The organism is Pseudomonas tritici (assembly GCF_014268275.3).
In the GTDB taxonomy this organism is placed as follows: domain Bacteria; phylum Pseudomonadota; class Gammaproteobacteria; order Pseudomonadales; family Pseudomonadaceae; genus Aquipseudomonas; species Aquipseudomonas tritici.
Map to the genome: position 1 here is coordinate 3,387,130 of NZ_CP077084.1, position 21,485 is coordinate 3,408,614.

The 21,485-nt window shown below is 54.4% G+C and carries 17 protein-coding genes and 3 pseudogenes; 13 read left to right on the forward strand and 7 right to left on the reverse strand.

The genetic code is table 11. From position 1 onward, the window contains the following. Positions 1-141 precede the first annotated feature (141 nt). The 4 genes and pseudogenes from HU722_RS15085 to HU722_RS28875 form a co-directional block, all read left to right on the forward strand. Positions 142-1,566: pseudogene (locus HU722_RS15085) on the forward strand (SEC-C metal-binding domain-containing protein); the annotation flags it as partial. A 231-nt stretch (positions 1,567-1,797) separates the two neighbouring features. Beyond that, complete coding sequence (locus HU722_RS15090; protein ID WP_186753824.1) at positions 1,798-2,040, forward strand: hypothetical protein; 243 nt, start codon at positions 1,798-1,800, stop codon at positions 2,038-2,040. A 145-nt stretch (positions 2,041-2,185) separates the two neighbouring features. Further along, the gene (locus tag HU722_RS15095) at positions 2,186-2,524 is read left to right on the forward strand and encodes a hypothetical protein (RefSeq protein WP_202895249.1); all 339 of its coding nucleotides are present in this window, start codon (positions 2,186-2,188) and stop codon (positions 2,522-2,524) included. Between the two features lie 746 nt (positions 2,525-3,270). Further along, positions 3,271-3,510 carry a hypothetical protein gene (locus tag HU722_RS28875; RefSeq protein ID WP_225930704.1) on the forward strand — a complete coding sequence of 80 codons (240 nt, stop codon included), beginning with the start codon at positions 3,271-3,273 and terminating at the stop codon, positions 3,508-3,510. Here the strand turns inward: HU722_RS28875 and HU722_RS15100 are convergent. Together HU722_RS15100 and HU722_RS15105 are read right to left on the reverse strand one after the other, a co-directional pair. Then, positions 3,486-3,737, reverse strand: a complete 252-nt coding sequence (locus tag HU722_RS15100; RefSeq protein ID WP_186753826.1) for a hypothetical protein — start codon at positions 3,735-3,737, stop codon at positions 3,486-3,488. The genes HU722_RS28875 and HU722_RS15100 overlap by 25 nt on opposite strands. Positions 3,738-3,798: 61 nt before the next feature. Beyond that, complete coding sequence (locus HU722_RS15105; protein WP_186753828.1) at positions 3,799-4,581, reverse strand: substrate-binding periplasmic protein; 783 nt, start codon at positions 4,579-4,581, stop codon at positions 3,799-3,801. Between the two features lie 701 nt (positions 4,582-5,282). Here HU722_RS15105 and HU722_RS15110 point away from each other — a divergent pair. Continuing rightward, positions 5,283-5,411 (forward strand): annotated as a pseudogene (locus HU722_RS15110) (IS66 family transposase); the annotation flags it as partial. Between the two features lie 476 nt (positions 5,412-5,887). Here HU722_RS15110 and HU722_RS15115 read toward each other — a convergent pair. Then, positions 5,888-6,535, reverse strand: coding sequence for a TetR/AcrR family transcriptional regulator (locus tag HU722_RS15115; protein ID WP_186753830.1), 648 nt, complete (start codon positions 6,533-6,535; stop codon positions 5,888-5,890). Between the two features lie 123 nt (positions 6,536-6,658). On the opposite strand from HU722_RS15115, the gene HU722_RS15120 reads away from it, so the two are divergent. The 7 genes from HU722_RS15120 to HU722_RS15150 all read left to right on the forward strand — a co-directional run bounded on the left by HU722_RS15120 (position 6,659) and on the right by HU722_RS15150 (position 14,314). Further along, entirely contained in the window at positions 6,659-8,695 is a 2,037-nt protein-coding gene (locus HU722_RS15120; protein ID WP_186753831.1) for an NADH:flavin oxidoreductase, read from the forward strand. A gap of 126 nt (positions 8,696-8,821) precedes the next feature. Next, positions 8,822-10,129: a M24 family metallopeptidase gene (locus tag HU722_RS15125; protein ID WP_186753833.1), complete on the forward strand. Its 1,308-nt coding sequence runs from the start codon at positions 8,822-8,824 to the stop codon at positions 10,127-10,129. A 13-nt stretch (positions 10,130-10,142) separates the two neighbouring features. Beyond that, on the forward strand, positions 10,143-10,952 hold the full coding sequence (locus HU722_RS15130; RefSeq protein ID WP_186753835.1) for an amino acid ABC transporter ATP-binding protein: 810 nt from the start codon (positions 10,143-10,145) through the stop codon (positions 10,950-10,952). After that, positions 10,952-11,593 (forward strand): amino acid ABC transporter permease, encoded by a 642-nt coding sequence (locus HU722_RS15135; protein ID WP_186753836.1) that lies wholly within the window; start codon positions 10,952-10,954, stop codon positions 11,591-11,593. Before HU722_RS15130 ends, HU722_RS15135 begins: the two co-directional genes overlap by 1 nt. Then, the gene (locus tag HU722_RS15140) at positions 11,590-12,249 is read left to right on the forward strand and encodes an amino acid ABC transporter permease (protein WP_186753838.1); all 660 of its coding nucleotides are present in this window, start codon (positions 11,590-11,592) and stop codon (positions 12,247-12,249) included. Before HU722_RS15135 ends, HU722_RS15140 begins: the two co-directional genes overlap by 4 nt. A 58-nt stretch (positions 12,250-12,307) precedes the next feature. Then, on the forward strand, positions 12,308-13,141 hold the full coding sequence (locus HU722_RS15145; RefSeq protein ID WP_186753840.1) for a substrate-binding periplasmic protein: 834 nt from the start codon (positions 12,308-12,310) through the stop codon (positions 13,139-13,141). Positions 13,142-13,306: 165 nt separating this feature from the next. Then, positions 13,307-14,314: an Ldh family oxidoreductase gene (locus HU722_RS15150; protein WP_186753842.1), complete on the forward strand. Its 1,008-nt coding sequence runs from the start codon at positions 13,307-13,309 to the stop codon at positions 14,312-14,314. Between the two features lie 347 nt (positions 14,315-14,661). Here the strand turns inward: HU722_RS15150 and HU722_RS15155 are convergent. Together HU722_RS15155 and HU722_RS15160 are read right to left on the reverse strand one after the other, a co-directional pair. After that, a pseudogene (locus HU722_RS15155) lies at positions 14,662-15,996 on the reverse strand (IS1182 family transposase); the annotation flags it as partial. Between the two features lie 42 nt (positions 15,997-16,038). After that, positions 16,039-16,314, reverse strand: a complete 276-nt coding sequence (locus HU722_RS15160; protein ID WP_065890972.1) for a BPSL0761 family protein — start codon at positions 16,312-16,314, stop codon at positions 16,039-16,041. A gap of 1,674 nt (positions 16,315-17,988) precedes the next feature. Between HU722_RS15160 and HU722_RS15165 the strand changes: the two genes are divergently transcribed. Next, positions 17,989-18,270: a helix-turn-helix domain-containing protein gene (locus HU722_RS15165; RefSeq protein WP_122757414.1), complete on the forward strand. Its 282-nt coding sequence runs from the start codon at positions 17,989-17,991 to the stop codon at positions 18,268-18,270. A gap of 841 nt (positions 18,271-19,111) precedes the next feature. Here the strand turns inward: HU722_RS15165 and HU722_RS15170 are convergent. Next, a complete protein-coding gene (locus HU722_RS15170) occupies positions 19,112-20,317 on the reverse strand; it encodes a hypothetical protein (RefSeq protein ID WP_141688994.1) in 1,206 nt (401 codons plus the stop codon). A gap of 643 nt (positions 20,318-20,960) precedes the next feature. After that, positions 20,961-21,380, reverse strand: coding sequence for a hypothetical protein (locus HU722_RS15175; RefSeq protein ID WP_065873094.1), 420 nt, complete (start codon positions 21,378-21,380; stop codon positions 20,961-20,963). Positions 21,381-21,485 lie beyond the last annotated feature (105 nt).

A 21,485-nucleotide genomic window follows, 5' to 3' on the forward strand; every position in this document is an offset into this window, starting at 1 on the left:
GCAATATTGCCGGTAAATCCAGCCTGCATTTAAGGCCATACGATGAACGATATTGAGTTTGCGCACAGCGTCAGCCCTCAGTTGGGCAACTTGTACGAACAGGCAAAGAACCTGGGTGCTTCGACGCCGGGTTATGCCGTTACTTTCTTGCGAAGCTTCGCCGAGGCGTTCTGCGAAACTCTGGTTCCGAATATGGATCGGGATCTGAATCTGGATCGCAAGATCGCGTACCTGCGAGATAGACGTTTGGTAGACCACAGGGTGCTGAGCCCGTTACGCACCCTGCAAAAAAACGGAAATGTTGGCGCTCACCCCAAGGCGTTTAGCTATACCTCCCACGACGCAACTGAAATGCTTAACGAGGCGCTGCCCGCTGCCCTCGAATTGCTTGAGTATCTACATTCCCGAAGTTCAGTGCTCGGTGAGTCCCCTGAATACGCGGTCACGCCGCTCACACAGCATAACCTTCAAGCGTTGTGCTACAGCGCTGTTTTCGAGGAAGACGCTGAGGCACGCTATACGCTCGGAATCCATTTCAAAGAAAAAGCTGATGCTCTAAAAACCGCGGAGGTTGTGTTCAGAACTGATGACGGCTACGGTTTTGAATCCCGTAAATCTATTGATCAAGCCACTATGTGGTTCCAGCTCGCTGCTGACAGTTCGCATGTCGAGGCAATGTACGAGTACGGGATTTACCATGCGCATCTCCAGGGGGATGAGTTTAAAGAACAACGCCAAAAAGGTGAGCATTGGGTTTGGCGGGCAAGTGCTGGAGGTTATGCCAATGCAATAGCTTTTATTGGTGACTGCCATTTTTGGGGGTCGGCTCGATACGAGCAAGACCTCGAGTATGCAAGAGATTTGTATCAGCAGGCTGCCGCCCAGTCTCACCCAGGAGCACTTGCTCAGTTGGGGGAGATGCATGAGCGGGGGCTCGGAGGTCCGATAGATTTCAACGCTTCATTCGAATGCTCTCTACAGTCTGCTGAGGCTGGATTTCCGCAGGCACAATTTCACTTGTACACGCTGCATAAACAGGGTCATGCCTTCGCCAGTGACCGCCTGAAAGCTATTGCCTGGCTAGTCGAAGCGGCAGAACAAAAGTACCCGGAAGCGATGCTTGAGCTCGGCAAACTGATTAGCCAGAAGCTCATTCCGGGCCGAAGCGAAATTGATGCACAAGCGCTTTATGAACAATGCATCAACAGCGAAAAAACTCGAATAAAAGCCCGGTATGCACTGGCTCACAGCCTGGTAAAGCAACTAGACGATCTGGACGCATTGCAATCAGCGTTGGCGCACATTACTAACTGCCAGGATGAGATCACTGCAACGTCACAACATAAGGATCTGCTTCCAGCGTGCCGAAGGCTTGCCGTATATATCTGGGACAAGATGCAGACAGCCATGGCTAACGCATTTCCTCAATTTGCTTTTCAAATAAACAACCCACCGGCCGCAGTCACAACCGAACCGTCCCCACGGGCCTACCTTGGCTCGCCGGTAGGCCGGAACGAACCATGTCCCTGCGGCTCTGAGAAAAAATACAAGCACTGCTGCCGTTGACGGCAACATGGGCTATTGAACGGTATCTCCCAATTTTCGTGAGCGCCATCAGCTCTGATTGAGATCGATTAGGCTGCTGAAGGCCGTGCGCTTCTGGCCGAACGCCACCGCTCACGGCCTACGGCATTCGGCCAAAAGGAGCCAGTCGGATGCCTCCAGGAAATCAGGGGCGACTCAGGCGGGCTTAAGGCATTTCAATCTAAATTTTCTGACTTTGTTAAATGGTGAGTAATGGATATTCTGAAAAAAGAGTGTATTGCCAGTGTAACGTTGTTTGATTTGCGCCTGTCTGAAGGGGAGCTAATGGTTTATGCAGATTGCATGCGCATTATCAAAGAACGCCTTTGTGATTCGGAAATAGCTTCTCTAACAGCTTGTGAATCTAAAGAGGAGCTAACTCACTTCTTGGAAAATATGTTGGATGCGCTAAAATTAGTTGAAAGGCAAGAGTACGTTCCAGATAGGTTTAAGTAGTTTTTAAGTCTGTGTCCTTTTCAAGGTTGTCTCTTCAGCAGGGTACATTGTGTGTCTTTCTGTGGACAGGTGAAAGGCAGCCCTTGGCCGATTTCTGCCCACCATCACAGGCGAGAATCGGCCAGAAGCGGTAATATAGAATGCCGTGACCCATGATCAATTAAATGCAGCCGACGCCATGCCTCAGCCCACAAGCCATCTGTTCGCTTATGTAAGGACAGTCAGTGATTTCCGGCCTGACGTTACCGCTATCGTGCTTTTCGGCCTGGAGGTAAAAGACGATGACCCGGTGTATCTGCTAATACGTTTTGAGGACTACGGAAAACTCCAGATTGAAGGCGACCACTTGATACTTGGATTGGATGAGGCCCTGGAAAGCGCTGAGTTCGAGTACGGTATTTTGCCAAATGATTGGCGAGTAATGAGCGAGGCGGAAATTCAGCGAATCGATTCGAACATCCGTTCTAGCGATTTACCCGCTTAGGGTCGATTGCCACCCCTTACGATGGAAAGCAATCGGCCAATAGGAGTGATCCGAGAACGCCTAGGAATAGGGGTGATTCAGTTTTATGAGGGCAGCAGTGTCAGAATATCTTTTAGACGCCAGCGGGGTCCTGCACTTAGAGGCGAGTGTTTCCCAGCCTGGTAATAAACACGGAGAAAAGTGAGAGTGAGGTCGAAATTTATAACTTGGCTTGCGGTGCTATGCCTTGCAGGTTGTGCCTCACAAGACCCAGCGTTGGTAGGTCGATGGCAAGGTGAGCGCGGCGCTACTCTCGAATGCCATTACGTCGCGTGGACGACGACTATGACAGCTGACGGTAGATTTGGAGAAGTTTTTTACGAGGATGCTGCCAGGTCGAAACCTATAACTAAACGCGGAGGTTATTGGGTGACTAATAAAAGCTTTGTGCTGTTCGATGCGGTTGGCTCCAAAAAGTACAACACTTACCACTACCAATTCATTGATGCGGATACTGTGTATTACAAGTCGATCACCCCGGACACCGGGTGCAGGTTCGTCGTTTACACGCTCCACCGAGTGCCTTGATATCTGCCCAATCCGCAATAGCGTCAGCTGTTTCCAGCGGTTTTTCTGCTGGCAGTGCGTGACTGGCATTGAGTATTACCTTGACGATGACGCGTTCGCCGAGCTCCTCCTTGACTTCCATTCTTGAACTCACCGGGCGGAATGGATCGGCTCCACCTTGCAGATTGAGAATCGGCGCATTGCCAGCCGCCCACCACACTCTTCGAAGAGATCTCCGAGGCTTGACTGCAGATCTCAAGTGGTCGGCAGTCGAGCTTGTCAGAATTGCTGATCGGTTGAGTCAGGCAGGTAACGATCCTTACGCCCAAGCGCTTCATCGCATGATCGTGATGTTTCAGCAAGAGGAGAGCAAGCTCAGTTCAATCGTGACCGAAATTGTGGCTGAGCGGATAGTTCAGATAGACGAAGCATCTGTTTGAGATGCGGGATTGAGCCTGCCGGCGTTCTCGTCGTATCGAGCAGCTAGTTGTACGATCAGTCTGTTCACTTGGGCATTGAATTGCCCCAGCATGCATAGCACCTCATCGATATCACCATCGGATGCTCCTTGCGTCGTCTGGCCGGAGACGTGGGACTCAATTGTTGAAGTCAGCTCGACTTGGTCTTGAACTACGTCTGCGAGGGCAGCGGTGAATACGTCCTTCATCAGAAACCCTTTTTCAACCCGCAGAGTTTGAGACTGGTTGGACGGTCAGCTGCCGATGCGTTCAACGTAAAGGATCTTGGAGCCATTTTTTGACGATAGCGTGATATGTGCCATCTTGCTTGATCCGATCCAATTCTGCCCTGAACCGTTCTACGGTTGCGTCTGGCGTAGCTGGACTGAAGGCCATGTACAGTCCTTCTTCACTTGATAGCTCGGGTAACGGCAGTGAACGCACCATCGTCATTTCAGGATCATCCCCATTCTTGCGCATGAGGTGAATGGCGTTGAGCTCATTGGAGATCCACAGCTCAACGTGATCGACCTTGAGCTTGCGGTAATTGTTCTCGTACATGCTGCTAGACTGTAACTCTTTGCCGACCTGGAACCCGTGGGCCATCATGTACTGCTCACCAACGTCCTGTTTCACAGTCGCGATGTGATACTGACGTGCATCGTCGAGTGAATTCAGCCAAATAGGTCTTTCGGACAGGCTGAACAGAAACCACCTCGTCGGTGCGATGGCTCCGACCCATTTGAAGAGATGTTCCCGCTCTTGGGTTCTTGCCATCGAATAGATCAGGACGTTGTCGGAATGTTGCGCTAAATCATAGGCGCGAGCCCAAGGCAGAATCTCAATCTTGGAGTTGAGCCCGAGACCGGCCATAACTGCTTGCACGATTTCCGTACTCAGGCCTGTGACCACTCCGTTTTCTGCCGTGTTGTATGGCGGCAATTCCTCAGTGACAACCCGAATCGGCGCTGTAGCCGGATCTGAGGCGACGGAGATGCCTGAGGCAGCGAGTAAGAGGAAAGCGCACAACTGCCTTAAAAGCGGGGAGAACATTTTGCACCTGTGTACGCGCCGAATCCTGTGGGTAAGTCGGACTTCATGAACCTTAGGTATATTGTCTGTCTTATATGCATTAAGGCTCGTTCTCACCTTAGGAGTTCATCCACATGAAACCTGAGTGTTGGCTTGCACGTACCTTTGAGGGCTGTCGCTGTATGTACGTAAGGGGAGTAACAAAAACGTAGATGCTTGTTTTCATGTGTGCTGCTACCCCATCGCGAGAGAGCGTTGTTACGAGCCCCCCATCCCTTGTTGAAAATATCACAAGTCGCGCGGGTTGAGCACCTACGCGCAAGATTATGCACCGTTACTCGCGGGATGAGCTAGAGGAGTGAGCTAAGTGGGCACGCCAATAACCGCACTCACCAGCGCTGCCGCCATGTTGTCTTTGTTGACTATGGCGTCGGGATGGTCTCGCTGAATGATACTGATACGCTGGCTACAACTGCATCCTGTGGTTCCTGAACCAAGCACTTACCACCAGCTGCTGCCACTGTGTTGGTGTCCCTGGACGACGCCGCAGTCTCCGCCTGAAAGAACAACGCAAATAACGCGTGGCCCAAATACCTCCGCCGCCGTAGTGGTCGCGGTAGGGACGGCAGTTACCTGCCGCCCCCCGCTCAGATCCGTACGTGCGGAACTACCGCATACGGCTCCTGCCTTGGGTACGTGACGCGAAGCGATCCTCAGGGTAAGGATGTGCATTCTTAGCGATCCCGCGCTCAACACTGGCCCAATGGGTCGGACAGACCGGTGTACAGCTTCAGGCACTGGTTGATGCTTTGCGAGAAGCGGTTCTAGCGCAACGAGTTCATCACACGGATAGAAAAAAGGAAGATGCCATGGACACAGTAATCCGGCTTGCCAAACTTGCCGATATCGATGCGAGTTTAAGATTCGACCCAGTGTTCGGGAAAATCACTTATTGAATCGCCCCTGATTTTCTAGACGCCTTTGACTGGCTCCTTTTGGCCGGTCGCTGCCCGCCACAAACGGCAGAAATCGGCCACAAGCGATTTATCACGCCCCAACAAAAACTGGAGCGATTCACTGCACCGAATACTGCTCTTGGAAATAGAGAAGTTCGAGCGCTGATAAAACTGTGAGCAGCAGGTCGTCCTCGCCTGTGATCTGCAAGGAAATCTGCGCAGTCGGGAGCAGGTGCAGCCGGCCAGGGACATTGCCACCGAAACCTGCCTGGAGCACCGGCCGACGTCGTATAGGCTGAGTGTGGCCGACATTTACAGGCGTCGCGTCATGCTCGGCCACAGTCTTCTGCGCCGCCGTAAGTCGATGTTTTTTAGACGTTCAAATCGGCACCGCTAAAACCGTTGCGTTGATAAAAGCGCTCCAGCTCACGGGCTTCCGGCTCCCTGCCGGTGAAAATTTTCAGGTACTCGGGCATGTAGCGCATGCGCTGGGCGAAAGGCTCCTGGGTTTTCATGCTGATGTAGCCGATCTGTGTGAGGTAGATCGAACGGGCACGGGTAATCGCAGCATCGTGTTCAAAGCCGAAACGGGCGAACATCTGCCGCAATGCCTCGACGCGCTGCACGTCAGCCTGGCCGATTTCCTGCGCCACTTCCGGTGATTGCAACGCCCAACTGCGCATGGCGAACTCAAATTGCGAGTCGAACAATTCGCTGTTCATCCAGCAGTCAAAGACATTGAGAATCGCCTCGGTGATGGACTCGGCATAGGCCTGGGATTGGGTCACCAGGTTGAAGGTGTTCTTGTTTTTCCATTGTTCGATCAAGGCTACGAGCAAGGCATCGCGGTCTTCGAAAAACCAGTAGAAGCTGGTGCGCGACAAATTCAGTTTTTTTGCCAGCGGCATAACTCGCACGGAATCGACGCCTGACTCAGTCAGACTTTCGTAGGCCGCATTAAGCCAGCCTTCCAGTGAACCTCGGCTTGCCGGTTCCGCCTTTGAGGTCGTTGCTTTCATGGGCATTTCTTACCTTCTCAATTTGCTTTTCCAGGCTGACTGTACACTAGCGTTAATATCGTTGACACCTATGTACATTGGGCATATTGTCGGGTTGCCTGATGACCTGTTTGCGAGACCGATATGAAAAACGATCCGCTACTTCAGCCTTATCGCCTCAAGCATTTGACCCTGCGCAACCGCATCATAACCACTTCCCACGAACCGGCTTACCCGGAAGACGGGATGCCGAAAAAACTCTACCGGGCCTACCACGTTGAACGTGCCAAAGCCGGTGTAGCCATGACCATGACCGCAGGCTCCGCCGCGATATCCCGTGACAGCCCGCCCGTGTTCAACAATATTCTGGCCTACAAGGACGAAGTAGTTGGCTGGATGAAAGACCTGACCGACGAGTGCCACGAACATGGTGCGGCGGTGATGATCCAACTGACTCACCTGGGCCGGCGTACCCGCTGGGACAAAGGCGACTGGCTACCGGTGGTGTCGCCCTCCCACAACCAAGAACCCGCACACCGCGCCTTCCCCAAGCAGCTCGAACACTGGGATATCGACCGCATCATTGGCGACTACGCCGATGCCGCCGAACGCATGAAAGCCGCTGGCCTGGACGGCATCGAGCTGCAAGCCTACGGCCACTTGATGGACCAGTTCTGGTCGCCACTGACCAACGAACTGGACGCGCCGTATGGCGGCGCGCTGCCAAACCGCCTGCGCTTTACCTTCGATGTGCTCACAGCCATTCGCAAACGCGTGGGCTCGGAATTTATTGTCGGCATTCGCTACACCGGGGACGAGGTTCTCGCGGGCGGCCTGCAAAAAGAGGAGGGCTTGCAGATCTCCCAAATGTTGAAAGAAAGTGGCATGGTCGACTTCCTTAATGTGATTCGCGGCAACATCGCCACCGACGCAGGGCTGACCGATATCATCCCGATCCAGGGCATGCGCAATGCCCCGCACCTCGACTTTGCCGGTGAAATCAAGGCGCTGACCGGCTTCCCGACCTTCCATGCAGCGAAAATTCCCGATGTGGCCACAGCGCGTCATGCCATTGCCTCGGGGTTGGTGGACATGGTCGGGATGACCCGCGCGCACATGACCGACCCGCACATCGTGCGCAAGATCATCGAAGGCAGTGAAGACGATATACGCCCTTGCGTTGGCGCCAACTATTGCCTGGACCGCATTTACAACGCTGGCGCTGCCTACTGCATCCACAACGCCGCGACCGGGCGTGAAACCACCATGCCTCATGAAATACCCAAGGCTGCGCAGAAGCGCAAAGTGGTGATTGTCGGCGCCGGCCCTGGCGGCCTGGAAGCGGCACGTGTGGCAGGAGAACGCGGCCACGAGGTGGTTGTGTACGAGCTGGCGGACAAACCCGGCGGACAGATTCGCCTGACCGCGCAGTCCGAGCGGCGCAAAGAAATGATCAGCATCATCGATTGGCGCATGGCGCAATGCGAACGCCTTGGCGTGACGTTTCACTTCAACACCTGGGCAGACACCGCGATTGTTCTCGATGAAAATGCCGACGTGGTGATCGTGGCGACAGGGGGCATGCCGCACACCGAAGTGCTGGAACACGGCAATCAATTCCTGGTTTCAAGCTGGGACATTATTTCCGGCGACGTGAAGCCCGGGCGCAATGTGCTGGTGTACGACGATGCGGGCGATCACGCCGGCCTGCAAGCCGCCGAGTTCATCGCCCGCAGTGGCGCCAAGACTGAAATCATGACCCCCGACCGCTCGTTCGCGCCGGAAGTCATGGGCATGAACCTGGTTCCCTACATGCGCTCGTTGCAGCAACTGGACACCACCTTTACCGTCACCTACCGGCTCAAGGGTGTGGAGAAACAAGGCGACCAATTACTGGCTACGATCGGCACCGATTACAGTGACCTGACTAGGACACGCCTGGTGGATCAGGTGGTGGTCAACCATGGAACCCGGCCGCTGGACGAGCTGTATTTCGAACTCAAACCCTTGGCCAGCAACGAAGGCGCCGTGCAGTACATGGAACTGATCGCCGGCAAGCCGCAAACCGTTATGAGCAACCCCGAAGGGCGCTTTCAGCTGTTTCGCATTGGTGATGCAGTGGCATCGCGCAATACCCATGCGGCTATCTACGATGCCCTGCGGCTGGTCAAGGACCTCTAGCTGCCGTGTGTCGCCCACAATAATAAAGACAGCCGTCACCTGATTTAGACGCCTTTAGTTACTGCCCCGAACGTTGGTCTGATTGAATTTGATGAACATCAAACTCTTCCTGGCGGAGGTTGTTGCATGCATACGGGTTCTGATTCCATTGAGCTGCTCACTGCGTTAACCGAACGCGACCTGCGCTTTCGCAGCGATGCTAAGGTCACTGAACATGCCCTGGCACCGGTCGACACGGCGTTACTCGATGCGTATATCGCCATCGACCGCAAAGCCCTGCGCCATTACCGCTTGGAGCGCATTCGCGAGCAACTGCGCGCCCATGATTACGCCGGCATTCTGTTGGCCGATCCGATCAATATTCGCTATGCCACCGACACCAATAACCTCGGGTTGTGGGTGATGCACTCGCCCAGCCGCTATGTGTTCGTGGCCACCGACGGCCCGGTGGTGCTGTTCGAGTTCACCAGCAGCCGGCACAACAGCGAGCACGTTGAAACCATCGATGAAATTCGCCCGGCGATTCCCTGGCTGTATTTTCTCGCCGGCCCCCGCGTGCAGGAAAAAGCCGAGCGTTGGGCACAGGAGGTGGCGGACCTGATGGCCCGCCACGGTGGCGGCAATCGCCGCCTGGCGGTGGACCGCTGCGACCCTTGGGGGGCGCAGCGCCTGACACATAAGGGCATTGAGCTGTTCGATGCGCAGCCATTAATGGAGCAGGCACGCTTGATCAAATCGGCTGAAGAAGTGGCCAGCCACCGGGTGTCCATGGGCGTGTGCGACCTGGCTATTGCCCGGATGCGCACAAGCCTGGTGCCGGGGGTTACTGAAAACCAGCTGTGGAGCATCCTGCACGGCACCAACGTGGCGCACGGCGGCGAGTGGGCCGAAAGCCGCTTGCTCAGCTCCGGGCCACGCACCAATCCGTGGTTTCAGGACGCCACCGACAAGGTCATCAAGGCCGGTGAAATGGTCTGTTTTGACACCGACATGGTCGGTCCCGGTGGTTACCTTTCAGACATCTCGCGCAGCTTCATCTGCCCCGGAAAGGCGCCGACAATGGTCCAACGCGACTTGCTGGACATCGCCTCGCAGCAGATCAACCACAACGTCGAACTGCTGCGCCCGGGCTTGTCCTTTCGCGAATTCGCCGAACACTGTTGGCCGGTTCCCAAGCGCTATGAGCACAACCGCTACATGATGATGTTGCACGGCGTCGGGCTGGTGGACGAGTACCCCAGCGTCGCCTACGCCGTGGATTTTGCCGAGTGGGGTTACGACGGCCTGTTCGAGGAAAACATGGTGGTGTCGGTGGAAAGTTACATCGGTGAACAAGGCGGTGGGGAAGGGGTGAAGCTCGAAGAACAGGTGCTGATCAGCGCCAACGGGCCGATCAAACTTTCGCGCACGCCCTTAGTCGACGGCGATCGATAGCTGGAGCAAAACCATGAGCAGTATGACCGTGACCGAAACCAGACCCGCCTTGGCGCCGCGCCCGGTGGCCAGCGCCGAACCGTTCTTGCGCCTGGAGGGCATTCATAAACAGTTTGGCCCTTATCCCGTCTTGCATGACGTGTGTTTTGAAATGAGCAAGGGCGAGGTGGTGGCCATTATCGGCCCCAGTGGTTCGGGCAAAAGTACCTTGCTGCGCTGCATCAACCAACTGGAGCCGCCGACCCGCGGTCGGGTCAGTATGGATGGCGTGCACATAGAAGCCGGCAAGGCGTTACCCCGTACAGAGCTGCTTAAGTTGCGCCGGCGCATTGGCATGGTGTTCCAGTCGTTCAATCTGTTTCCGCACCTGACGGTGCTGCGCAATGTCAGCCTGGCGCAAATCCGCACCTTGGGCCGCAGCGCCAAAGAAGCCGACGCCCGCTCCATGCAACTGCTTGAACGTGTCGGGCTGGCTGACAAGGCCGGGCACTATCCGGCGCGCTGCTCCGGTGGACAGCAGCAACGGATCGCCATCGCCCGCGCCCTGGCATTGGACCCTGAGCTGATGCTGTTCGATGAGCCGACCTCGGCGCTGGACCCCGAGCTGGGCCTGGAGGTGCTGACCGTGATGAAAGAGCTGGCCTGCGAAGGCATGTCGATGATTGTCGTTACCCACGAGATGCACTTCGCCGAAACCGTGTCCGACCGCGTGGTGGTCATGGCCGACGGGCGCATCATCGAACACGGGCCGAGCCAACAAGTGATGCGCCAGCCCGAGCACGAACGGGTGATCCAGTTCCTCCAGGCCGTGAGGAATCGCTGATGCAAGACATCCTGATGATGCTGTTGAGCGGCGTACCGTGGACCATCGCCGTTACCGTGCTCGCATTCTGTGTCGGCGTAGTGCTGGGGTTTCCGATCTTTGCCCTGCGGATGTCCAGGGTCAAGGCGCTGAGTATTCTGGCGGCCATGCTGGTACTGACCCTGCGCTCTATCCCGCCGATTGTCTGGCTGTTTTTCATCTTCTTCGGCATCGGTGGCGGCTATATCAGCCTGTCGCCGTTTGCAGCAGCAGTGGTGGGCCTGGGGCTGATTACGGCCGCGCACATGTCCGAGGTGTATCGCGGTGCGTTCACGGCTATTCACGCCGGCCAATTCGAAGCAGCCTATGCGCTTAACCTGTCAGCGCTACAACGGTTTTTCGATGTGGTGTTGCCGCAGTTGGTGCGTATCGCCATTCCCACCTCAGCCACCTACGCCATTGGCCTGCTCAAGGATTCGGCCGTGGCCTCGACTATTGGCGTTAGTGATATCAGCTTTCAGGCTTATCAGGTTTCACAGCAAACCTTTCAGGGCCTGAGCGTCTACAGCGCGGCGGCGGTGGTTTACCTGGTGCTCAGCGTGCCAGTGGCCTTGTTCTCTCGTTGGCTGTCGGCCACGTTGAAACAGAGGATTGCCCGATGAGCGAACTGCTGACGATGTGGGCCCAATGGTTGCCGGAGTTGTGGAAGGGCTTTGTGCTGTCGATGCAGGTCACGGCGGTGAGCCTGGGCCTGGGCATTGTGCTGGGGCTATTGCTGGCACTGGGCGTATCGGCACCGAGCCGCTGGTTGCGTTATCCCTCTCTGGCTGTGGTGGAGCTGGGGCGTGGTGCACCGGCGTTGATCCTGCTGCAGTACTTCTACTTTGGCCTGCCCAGCGTCAACCTTACCTTGACCTCGTTCTGGGCCGCTGCGCTGGCCATGGCTTACTGCACGGCGGCCTACACCAGTGAAATCATTCGCGGTGGCATCGAGGCGGTGGCCCTTGGGCAAGTCGAGGCCGCCGAAGTGATCGGCCTCAACCGGTTCGACGCGCTGCGTTTTGTGATCCTGCCTCAGGCCTTGCGGGTGGCGTTGCCATCGCTGTTGGGGTTCTCGATCATGATGTTCCAGGCCTCGTCGCTGTGTTTCACCATCGCGCTGCCAGAAATTGTCAGCCGGGCGTCCTCGATTGGCTCTTCCACGTTTGAGTACATGCCGGTGCTGATACTGGCCGGTTTGATGTATGCCGCTGTCTGTGCCCCGGCGACCCTGGGTGTGGCAGCGCTGGAAAAAAGACTGGCACCCAGCCAGCCATAACAACAAATGCCACTCACGCCGATTTCGGCTGCTGCTCTCTTATTGCAAAGGTGACGTCATGACTCGCTCATTCAAGCGTTTTACCCGTTGGATGTTCTTGTGCTCGACCCTGGCCGGCGCCCCGTACGCTCTGGCCGACTGCACCCCGGCGAACCAGTTTGAAACCATCACCCCTGGAGTGCTGACCGTGGCGGCGTATGTCTTCCCGCCTTATTCGATACCGGGGCCGAACAACCAGTTGAGCGGCGTGGATGGCGAGATCATCAAGCGCATCGCCGAGCGCGAATGCCTGAAAGTCAAAACCATGGTGGTGGACACCGCAGCCGTGGTCCAGGCGGTGGTGGCAAAGCGCGCCGATGTCGGCATCGGCGATTGGTATCGCACGGCAGAGCGCAGCAAGGCGTTGGGGTTGTCGGCACCTTTGTACCTGGACGTGATGGGCATTATTTCGGATGAGGGTTACACGAAAATTGCCGAACTGGACGGCAAGCGTATCGGCACCGTGCAAGGCTACCTGTGGGTGGATGATTTGAAGAAGGCCTTCGGCGATAACGTGGTGCTCTACCCGAACCCGGTGGCCATGGCCCAGGACTTGGCGTCCAAGCGTATCCAGGTCGGCGCGGACAGCTTCGCGGTGGCAGCGTCTTCGCAGCAGAAGGGCGGGTACTCCGGCAAAAACGTCAAGGTGTCCGAGCCCGATCAACGGGTCAAGGCCACGCTTGAGCCTGGGCAGAGCGCCTTCCTGTACACCAAGTCCAACGCAGCCTTGGGCGAGGCGCTGGGCAAGAACATCCAGGCCTTGCATGGCTCGGGCGAAATCGCTGAAATCCTCGCCTCGTTTGGCCTTGACCGCCAGGCTGCGCAGGTGGGTGAGCCGAGGATGATTCAGTAAAAATAATTAACTGAACGACACAAATCCTGTAGGAGCGGCTTAAGCCGCGAATGAACGCACCGCGAATTTTCAGGAAGTACGCGTTATCGTTTATTTGCGGCCAAAGCCGCTCCTGCAGGTTCTCAAGTTGCGGCATACCTACAGTCCGAGAACACTGAAGCGACCATGGACGACGACAAACCCTACAAACGCCTGTCTCTGGCCGATGCCACCTCCTTCGCCCAACAGCTCTGCCTGGCCCACGGCGCCAGCTACTCCGTGGCCTCGGCGCTTGCCAACGCCACGGTATCAGCCCAGGCCCATGGCCAACACGAAGTCGGTTTCGGTCACTTGCCTGACTACCTCAGCGGCTTTGCCACCGGCCGAATAGCCATGGCTGCCGAGCCCATCGTTACCCAGGTCGCGCCGGCCATGATCCGTTGCGACGCGGCCCAAGGTATCGCGCAACTGGGGTTCGATCGCGCTTTCCCAGTGCTGTGCAGCAATGCGCATCAACTGGGTGTCGCCCTGTTTGCTCAGTCCAACGCTTTCACCTGTGGCGAGTTAGGCTATTACACCCGTCGCCTGGCGCGCGAGGGACTGGTCGCGTTGGCCTTCACCAATGGCTCACCGCTGCTAACCGTGGCAGGCCAGAGCCGGCCACTGTACTCCACCAACCCCATCGCCTTTGCCGCCGCCAGTGCTGAGGGTCTTTTATTGGCGATTGACCAGGCCAGCAGCGCCACGGCCTATGTAAACCTGCTTCGGGCCGCTGAAGCGGGAGAGGCGATACCGGCAGGCTGGGCGGTTGACGCACAAGGCAATGAAACGCGCAGCGCGCGGGAGGCACTGCACGGTACGTTGCTGGCATTCGGGGGGGCGCGCGGCGCCAACATCGCGTTGATGGTCGAGGTGCTTGCGGCAGGTTTGACAGGGGCCCATTGGTCGTTGGATGCCGCAGATTTCCGTAGCGGCAGCGAATCCCCAGGAGCTGGCATGCTGGTGATTGGCATTGCTCCCAGGTTGCTGGACGAGTGCTTTGCCTTACGGTTGGGCAAGCAGATGACGCGGCTTGAAGCCTTGGGCGTTTATCTGCCGGGCAAAGCTAAAGAGCAAGCCTATGCCCGTGCGGTCCGAGAGGGTATCAGCCTGCCGTTATCGGCATACGATGCCTTTAAGGCGCAGGTGCAATAGTCAAACCCTTCGCCACTGCCGGCCGCGCCAGAAAACGCTCAAGCGCAGCCGTGACGTAGGGCCGTGCCTGCCGGGCTGCTGGCTCTCCAGGCACTGGCTGAAGATCCATCAGAATTGGCTCGCGATTGTCCAGCAGGATGGGGGCGTTAGGTTATCGCCAAACGGACTTTCAGGGATGTCCGCTTTTGGCCCAGAGTGTGTAAAAACGCTCAAGGCCTCATCGTCTTGGATCATTGACGTTCGTGGCTGAACGATCGCATGGCAAATGCTGCGTATTGCATCAGTCGCGACCTGGAACACGTCAACGCTGTTTTTACAGCCTCTGGGATGGGCCAAAATCAGCTTTTTTATGCCGATAGCGCCTTCATCAAACCGTGAGCACCGATGATTTTCATGACCCGTTTCATGTTGTAGGCGAGCACATTTAAAATCATCTCCGCGCCCACCCCGGCCAGCTTTCGCGTCAGGAAGTGCGTCGCACCCATCCATTGTTTGAGCGTCCCGAAGGGATGCTCAACCGTCCGCTTTCGGACTCGCATCATCTCCGGTGCTTTGCTCAGCCGAAGCTGCATCTCCTCCAATACGGCTTCATGCTCCCAGCGTCGAACCCGCCGTTGTGTACTCGGTGTGCACTGCGGCTTCATTGCGCAGCCCCGGCATTTCGAACTCCAGTAACGGTGCAACGTCAGGCCTTTTTCAACGTTGGTATAGCGCCAGATCAGCGCCTCTCCAGCCGGGCAAATGTATTCGCTTTTTGCCGCGTCATAGATAAAGGCATCGTTATTGAAACGCCCGTCTGCCTTGGCTCCAGAGGTCATCGGCTTGGGCACATAGGCGGTGATACCTGCATCGTGACAAGCCAGGATTTGTTCGCTTTTGAAGTAACCTCGGTCAGCCACTACCGACAACGTATCTGACGCCATCGCCTCGCGGGCCTGCTTGGCCATTGAGCTGAGTTGATCCCGGTCGGAACCGACGTTGGTCACCTCATGTGCAACGATCAAATGGTGCTGAGTATCGACCGCTGTCTGCACGTTGTAGCCGACGATTCCTGTGCCGCGCGTCATCATGGAACGGGCGTCTGGATCGGTCAGTGAGACCTGTTTATCCGGCGATTCATTGAGCTGGATTTCGATCGCTTGAAGCTCCTTCATTTGAGTTTTGAGCTTGGCGATTTTCTCTTCCAGCCGCCCGGCACTGGGCTCGGAAGCTGTGGGTTCTTGCCGATCGGCAGCATCAAGTGCCGCTAGGTAACGGTTGATACTCGATTCAATTTCTTCCATGCGCCGCTTCAGTTTGGCGCTGGAGAAATTGCGGTCGCGGTTGTTGGCTGCTTTGAATTTACTGCCATCAATGGCGACCAGATGTTCTCCGAACAGTCCCAATTGCTGACATAGCACAACGAACTGGCGACAGACGCCTCTGATGGCCTTGCTGTTGTCTTTTCGGAAGTTGGCGATGGTCTTGAAGTCCGGCATCAAACGCCCGGTCAACCACATCAGTTCGACGTTGCGCTGGGCTTCTCGCTCCAAACGTCGGCTCGACTGGATGCGGTTGAGATAGCCGTAGATGTAGATCTTCAGCAGGATCGCGGGGTGGTAAGCCGGCCGGCCAGTATCAGCTGGAATGGCACCTTCAAAACCCAGATTGACCAGGTCGAGTTCGTCGACGAAGACGTCGATTTAGCGCGGCAGTCACGGCTTTGACGGCGCGATCCCAGCATGTCACCTGGAAGCTTTGTCGGCTGCAGCGCAAATGAACGGGGTGTGGTAGCTGCTATCGATTGCGGAGCTGAAGACTGGGCCCATCGGGGATACGTCAGTATCTGACGCTTCTTCAATCCGTCCTGCCAGCAGCACCTGAAACTGAGATGGATAGTGACGCAGGAGGAATTTGGCGTCACGGCGTACCCTTTCTGGCATCGATAAGTCCTGGGAGAGCTCGAGCAGAAACTCCCCCGTTTGGATGACTGCCCGGGTACGTTCAATCGGCATGGTCATGTTTAGGCCCTCTTAGTCCTCGTGCTGCCGTAGTTAGGTGCTCACGCTTGGCGAGTGCTTCCCATTGTGTCTTGACCTGCAGTTATTCGACGTGCCGTATCGGCCAAACAGAGATCATGCTACTCGGTTCCTTAGACTACGGCCCCCATGCGTGAGTGCTTGGACGAAATCAATCCGGCTTTATGCTGCGCAACGGATTCCTGTGCAGAACACGTTAGCCATGCCCCAAGTGAACCCAACGAAACCTGACAAATAGCCAACATCGCCCACCATCAGCGGTCCAAGGTTACGTGTTTGAAAACATCCATTGACTTAGTGAGAGTCAAAAGATCCATGGTATTTCTTACTGAAGCGTTATCCCTAGATGCGTGGATCAGCCGGCGAGCCTTCCAACTGGTTCTAGTTCGCATCCGTCTAACAGGGCGCGGTCCAGAAACCTGTTCTGTTTATCAGATCTGTTCCGAAGCAAGGCCTGAGCATGCTCTTCAAAATCTGCTTTCATTTTCCACTTGAGTGTCTTTACTTTTCGTCTACCCTTCATTCTCCCCCCTTTTGAATTTCAAAAGTCATAGTAATACTAGGTGCATCAAGCACTGCTGGAGACTATCTCCAACGCAGAAAGCGAGTAACTCGTCTTGATTTTGCCGAACACGCGGTGCGCGGCAGGGCTGTTGTGCGCTGGAGAAATTTCCTCACTCTGGAAGCGCTGTGGTCAAATCCGATGCAGATCGGTGCTTGAATCGCATTCGACCGCCTGGCGAAGTCTGATGCGAACGAGTGCTCTGTGAAACCACATCATCTCCATGTTTGGTATCCATGCGGTTATTCAGCCAGCGCTGTCTAGTCAGCGCAGTAGCCGAGTAGGTCATTCAGGTCGGAGTCGTTGCACCAGCGGTGACTACAACGGTATAGCAAGCTCACCTGTCTTGGCTGACCTGTAGCGGCCAGCAGGCCTGAACATGCAAAGTACTCATAGAGCGGTTGGTGGAAGCTTATATTTTTTACTGTCTCCCTAAGGGTCCAAAAAGCTGGGTATTGGATGCTGCCGAATAGTTCTCTGATAGCTGAAAGTTCTGTTGTTGAAGGTGCCTGGGGCAATACAGCACCCGTGATTTCTTTTTCCGACGAAGATCCAGGTCACCCAGTTTGTAACTGGCTGAAGCAGTTCGGTAAACGACCGCGCTTTGATCAGTAGAGATGCCGTTGAAGACGGTAACGCTCTCTAGCTCCTCTAAAGTCCAGTGGGTGCGACCGCTGATGGACGGTGGGCACATCATGTGAACATGTCTAACCTCTACGTCCGTGACTGCAGCTAGGTAGTACTGTAATTCGTAAGCACAGTTGAGTATGGCTGCACGATTGGTCTGCCCCGTGTGCAGGGAGATGATAGTGGCAACAAAGCATAGTCCCTCCATTTCGCCGTGAGTCCAATTCCGTACCTCACGCTGAGCTGGGTCATAAACAAAAATCAATTAGGGCACCCTGACTGGTAGAAGGCATCGGTTTTGGAAAATGCACTGCTTGCGGTGGATAGAAAAAAGGCCCGCGGCAGCCCCAAGAAATTTCCCTTGCAGGTTGGCGCCGACTCAACGCAATTCTACCGAAATGAACACTATAGATTGTAGCCCTATAGTGAGCAAAAAGGCTTCATCGTTCCTTTTGCGAGGAACGGTCATGGAAGTGAAGCAGGCGTTCGGGATTGCGCTCCGAAATGCCCGGGTTCGTCGGGGCTTAACGCAGGAAGATTTCCACGATATCAGCAGTAGGACCTATATCAGCACGCTAGAGCGCGGGCTAAAAAACGTTACCATTGACAAAGCAGCTGCATTGGCCGAGCGCACTGGTGTTCATCCTCTCACTCTGATAATCGAGACTTTCCTGATCCTCGACCCAACCATTAATCTAGCCTCCCTGATCAGACAGGTGCAGGAAGAAATGGAAGCGGCTTCTAAGTGAGAGGCGGTTGGGGTCACATTTTTAGGGGGGTAGAGGAGAGGAGCCACACAGCAGCCTAAGGAGTCGAGCTGCTGAAAGTCGCGTGCATCAGCGCGAGCACGGACGATCCTAAAGACTTCAAGGATACGCAGAGGACGTTTGCAAAGTGGCCAGCCAACTAGCTTAAGCTGGAGTTCATAAGGGCTGCCAAGCATTGCCTCATTCTGATGGAGTCCAGGCTTGCCTGGCGGATATCCATCCATGAGAGCCTGAGTTCATGGTCGCCAATGGTGCTGGCAACTCCGATCAGACCTGGTCGGCCTGCGTGCGCAGTGCGAAGCTGGCCGTCCGACCGCTCCCGGATCAGCCCTTCGTACCTGTAGAACTACTGCAGGAGCTGGGCGCCCTGAGAGGTGTGAACCTGATGGCTCGCGAAAGCAGGGTCTCACGCCTGTGACAGTGCGAGTAAGTGGGCAACGTGTGGTTTCTTTCCAAAAGTCCGCGCCTCACCGGTCTTCATTGGAAGGACCGGTTGAGGGATCACGGATCATAAGTTGCGCGGTTCGCGTATGTGGCGAGTTCCAGGCTACAGCACATATTGATTTCGTCGGTGAAAAAGCTCGAAGACAAGGATCGGACTGTGCTGTTACAGCTGGGGTTCAAGGTGCTTAGATCACCTATATATAAGACCCTCTGCGACCCAAGTCTTCCAGGCGAAAGCGGGGGCGCGCCAGCTCTCGAATTTCCGCCAATCCTCAAAGGCGGAAATCGTGTATTGGGAGGAGGGCGGAAGTCATGCTCAAGCTACTGCAATAAGTTAGAGTTCTTTCGACAGTGGTTGCAGCATTTGAAATGCTAAAATTCACAACCCACTATGATCAGTAAATTGATTGCCTTGAAAATTATCCGCGTCCCCACTGAACGGCTCAACGAAACTGAAAGTGCGCTTAATTACCGACCACACACTTTCATTCCCTAGTCGCTGCTGGGTCTCGTAAAGTCCTCGTTCCGCCAAGCAACTCCTGATACTTGCATCCCTAAGCGAGTAAAGTGTTGCAGTTCTTAGGATCGCTGCGTCCGACCTCGAATGTCCGGAGCGGACCATCATCAGTTCTGCGTGTAGCAAAACGTCTTTCACAATATTTCTAATTTGTCTCTGCGAAACACCCGAACGACCGTGCTTTGTTATGAGCAGAGGCTCTCGATCCAAATTATGCGACGACGAAAATATCTGTCTACTAATACAGTAACGCTCAAGGTAGGGAATGAACTCTAGCGGTAATTTTGATCTGCGAGATGTAGTTTGATCATTCCCTTCATAATACCAACAATCCTCTTTTACAAAACACCCCATAGAGGGTACGTGCTTTTTGGTCGCTGCCAACTTCCTCATTGGAACTAGCAAGTACCTTGTCATTGCTATGATAAAAAGTGCTCTCTCAAAATCTGCGTCTTGCTCACATAAATCTGCAGCTGATAAGACAGCAAAGTTTAGATGAATCGCTCCAACACCTCTACCAATTGCACCACTATCTCTTGACAACTCTTCCAAAAATAATGGAGCTAGACCCTTGGTTGGATTGTGAGTCCGAATTTTTCGACTAATCAAAAATTCAAAAAAACGCGAACATATCGAGCGTATAACTTCTAAATTAAATCTTGTAGGCAGCGTCGAGCCATCTGGCTTAACGCAAAAAGAGCGCCATTTATTATTTATTGAATATTCCTCATCATCATCGTTATACACAAACCGGTGGCGAGGCGATGTTCCAACCCATGCAGAAGGAGGAAAAGAGTTAAAACGTAGAAAAGATTTAAACTCGTCAGAACCCATTGCACATACGGAAATTTTCTGTATTTCCCAACACCATAGAAGCAAGCGCTCAACAATTACTCTGCTGGCGCCAAACAAGGCTGACGATTCGACTGTAGTATTCGCAGTTATAAACTCAGAGATAAATTCTCGACCTAATTCAGCATAGCGAGGCGCTTCAAGTGACTCATCAAAATCCAAAAGATAACGTCGAACATCAGGATGCCCAAGATAATAGGATTCGGCATCCTTCATAATCTTATCGAATCCTGAGTAGATAGGGCTCGGCGACCGCATTCCAGTTCACATCCCAATATGTTTGGTCAAAGGCTAGTCGTTTAATCTAATTTTAGCAAGAGAGCTGGCGCGTCTAAAAAGCCAAGCTGCTATCATTTTTATTGTCTTCAGAAACTATCATTTTTGGTTGTCATCAACAGTTTATAAGTCATTGAATTAGAGAATTTTTTTTAAACACTGAAAAAACCTTATCTTTATTTAAGTCAGCATTTTTCAATATAGAAATTCGGATATTATCTTTTATAGGTTCCAACAGTGGAGACCGAATAGAGACTGAAATGCGCAGCCCTATGAAAGTATTGGATTTTTTTTAATGTCCTTGATTCTCAAAATTTCAGACTCGTCACAGCTGAGATACAGGGATTAACCACCCACAGCATAATACACAATTTAACATAATATACATTATGCGAAGTGTTATCTATAGAGCTGGGCAGCCCTGAAGGCTGCTTTTACCAGCTGACCAGGCTGACCAAGCCGAACTTCTCGCATCAGAGCAAACGCCACCCACAAATATCCAGCGACGCCTCACTCTAAATCTGGCGACGCCAAAAAAGCCCTGCGACGGTTAACTCGATACGGCCCAGCTCAGCGACGCTGACTAACTGGCAACGTGCTTGGAATCGTAATAGCCGCAAGTACGCAGTTGCAGGCTGTAAATCCAAATGCCGAACACCAAGGCGTACTCCTTGAATACTGGAAGCGACAACACCTCTCCGAAGGAATTACTGCTCAACAGGCTCAGTGTAGAAACCGCACCCAACGCCAACGCCAGAATAAAACACAACGAGTTGCTCTTTTTCCTGCACAGCAGCATCAAGCCGCCTGCGAAGGTCAGCAGCGTGACGGCACAGACATTGATAAAGAGCAAGATCGACATGTCGCCCATCCGGACCATTGGAAATCCTACGTATCCCACCCAGAGACCGGCTTGCAGCAAGACAATAGTGCAGTAGAAAACCGTCATGAAGACCGGCGCGGGACGTGTGTTGTACCAAGGTTGGGAGGTGCTTGTTTCCATAGCGATGTTGCTCCTAAGTGTTGGGCATGGTCGGGAATTATAGGGCAATGAACTGGTTACCCCAACGCTTGTACCCTGCTCTTTATTAATGCAATTAAGGTATAA

Bases quoted from the DNA above. Each gene is read 5' to 3' on its own strand.
- HU722_RS15090 (WP_186753824.1), top strand. From the start codon at position 1,798: ATGGATATTCTGAAAAAAGAGTGTATTGCCAGTGTAACGTTGTTTGAT.
- HU722_RS15100 (WP_186753826.1), bottom strand. From the start codon at position 3,737: ATGAAGGACGTATTCACCGCTGCCCTCGCAGACGTAGTTCAAGACCAA.
- HU722_RS15105 (WP_186753828.1), bottom strand. From the start codon at position 4,581: ATGTTCTCCCCGCTTTTAAGGCAGTTGTGCGCTTTCCTCTTACTCGCT.
- HU722_RS15115 (WP_186753830.1), bottom strand. From the start codon at position 6,535: ATGAAAGCAACGACCTCAAAGGCGGAACCGGCAAGCCGAGGTTCACTG.
- HU722_RS15120 (WP_186753831.1), top strand. From the start codon at position 6,659: ATGAAAAACGATCCGCTACTTCAGCCTTATCGCCTCAAGCATTTGACC.
- HU722_RS15125 (WP_186753833.1), top strand. From the start codon at position 8,822: ATGCATACGGGTTCTGATTCCATTGAGCTGCTCACTGCGTTAACCGAA.
- HU722_RS15130 (WP_186753835.1), top strand. From the start codon at position 10,143: ATGAGCAGTATGACCGTGACCGAAACCAGACCCGCCTTGGCGCCGCGC.
- HU722_RS15135 (WP_186753836.1), top strand. From the start codon at position 10,952: ATGCAAGACATCCTGATGATGCTGTTGAGCGGCGTACCGTGGACCATC.
- HU722_RS15140 (WP_186753838.1), top strand. From the start codon at position 11,590: ATGAGCGAACTGCTGACGATGTGGGCCCAATGGTTGCCGGAGTTGTGG.
- HU722_RS15145 (WP_186753840.1), top strand. From the start codon at position 12,308: ATGACTCGCTCATTCAAGCGTTTTACCCGTTGGATGTTCTTGTGCTCG.
- HU722_RS15150 (WP_186753842.1), top strand. From the start codon at position 13,307: ATGGACGACGACAAACCCTACAAACGCCTGTCTCTGGCCGATGCCACC.
- HU722_RS15160 (WP_065890972.1), bottom strand. From the start codon at position 16,314: ATGACCATGCCGATTGAACGTACCCGGGCAGTCATCCAAACGGGGGAG.
- HU722_RS15165 (WP_122757414.1), top strand. From the start codon at position 17,989: ATGGAAGTGAAGCAGGCGTTCGGGATTGCGCTCCGAAATGCCCGGGTT.
- HU722_RS15170 (WP_141688994.1), bottom strand. From the start codon at position 20,317: ATGAAGGATGCCGAATCCTATTATCTTGGGCATCCTGATGTTCGACGT.
- HU722_RS15175 (WP_065873094.1), bottom strand. From the start codon at position 21,380: ATGGAAACAAGCACCTCCCAACCTTGGTACAACACACGTCCCGCGCCG.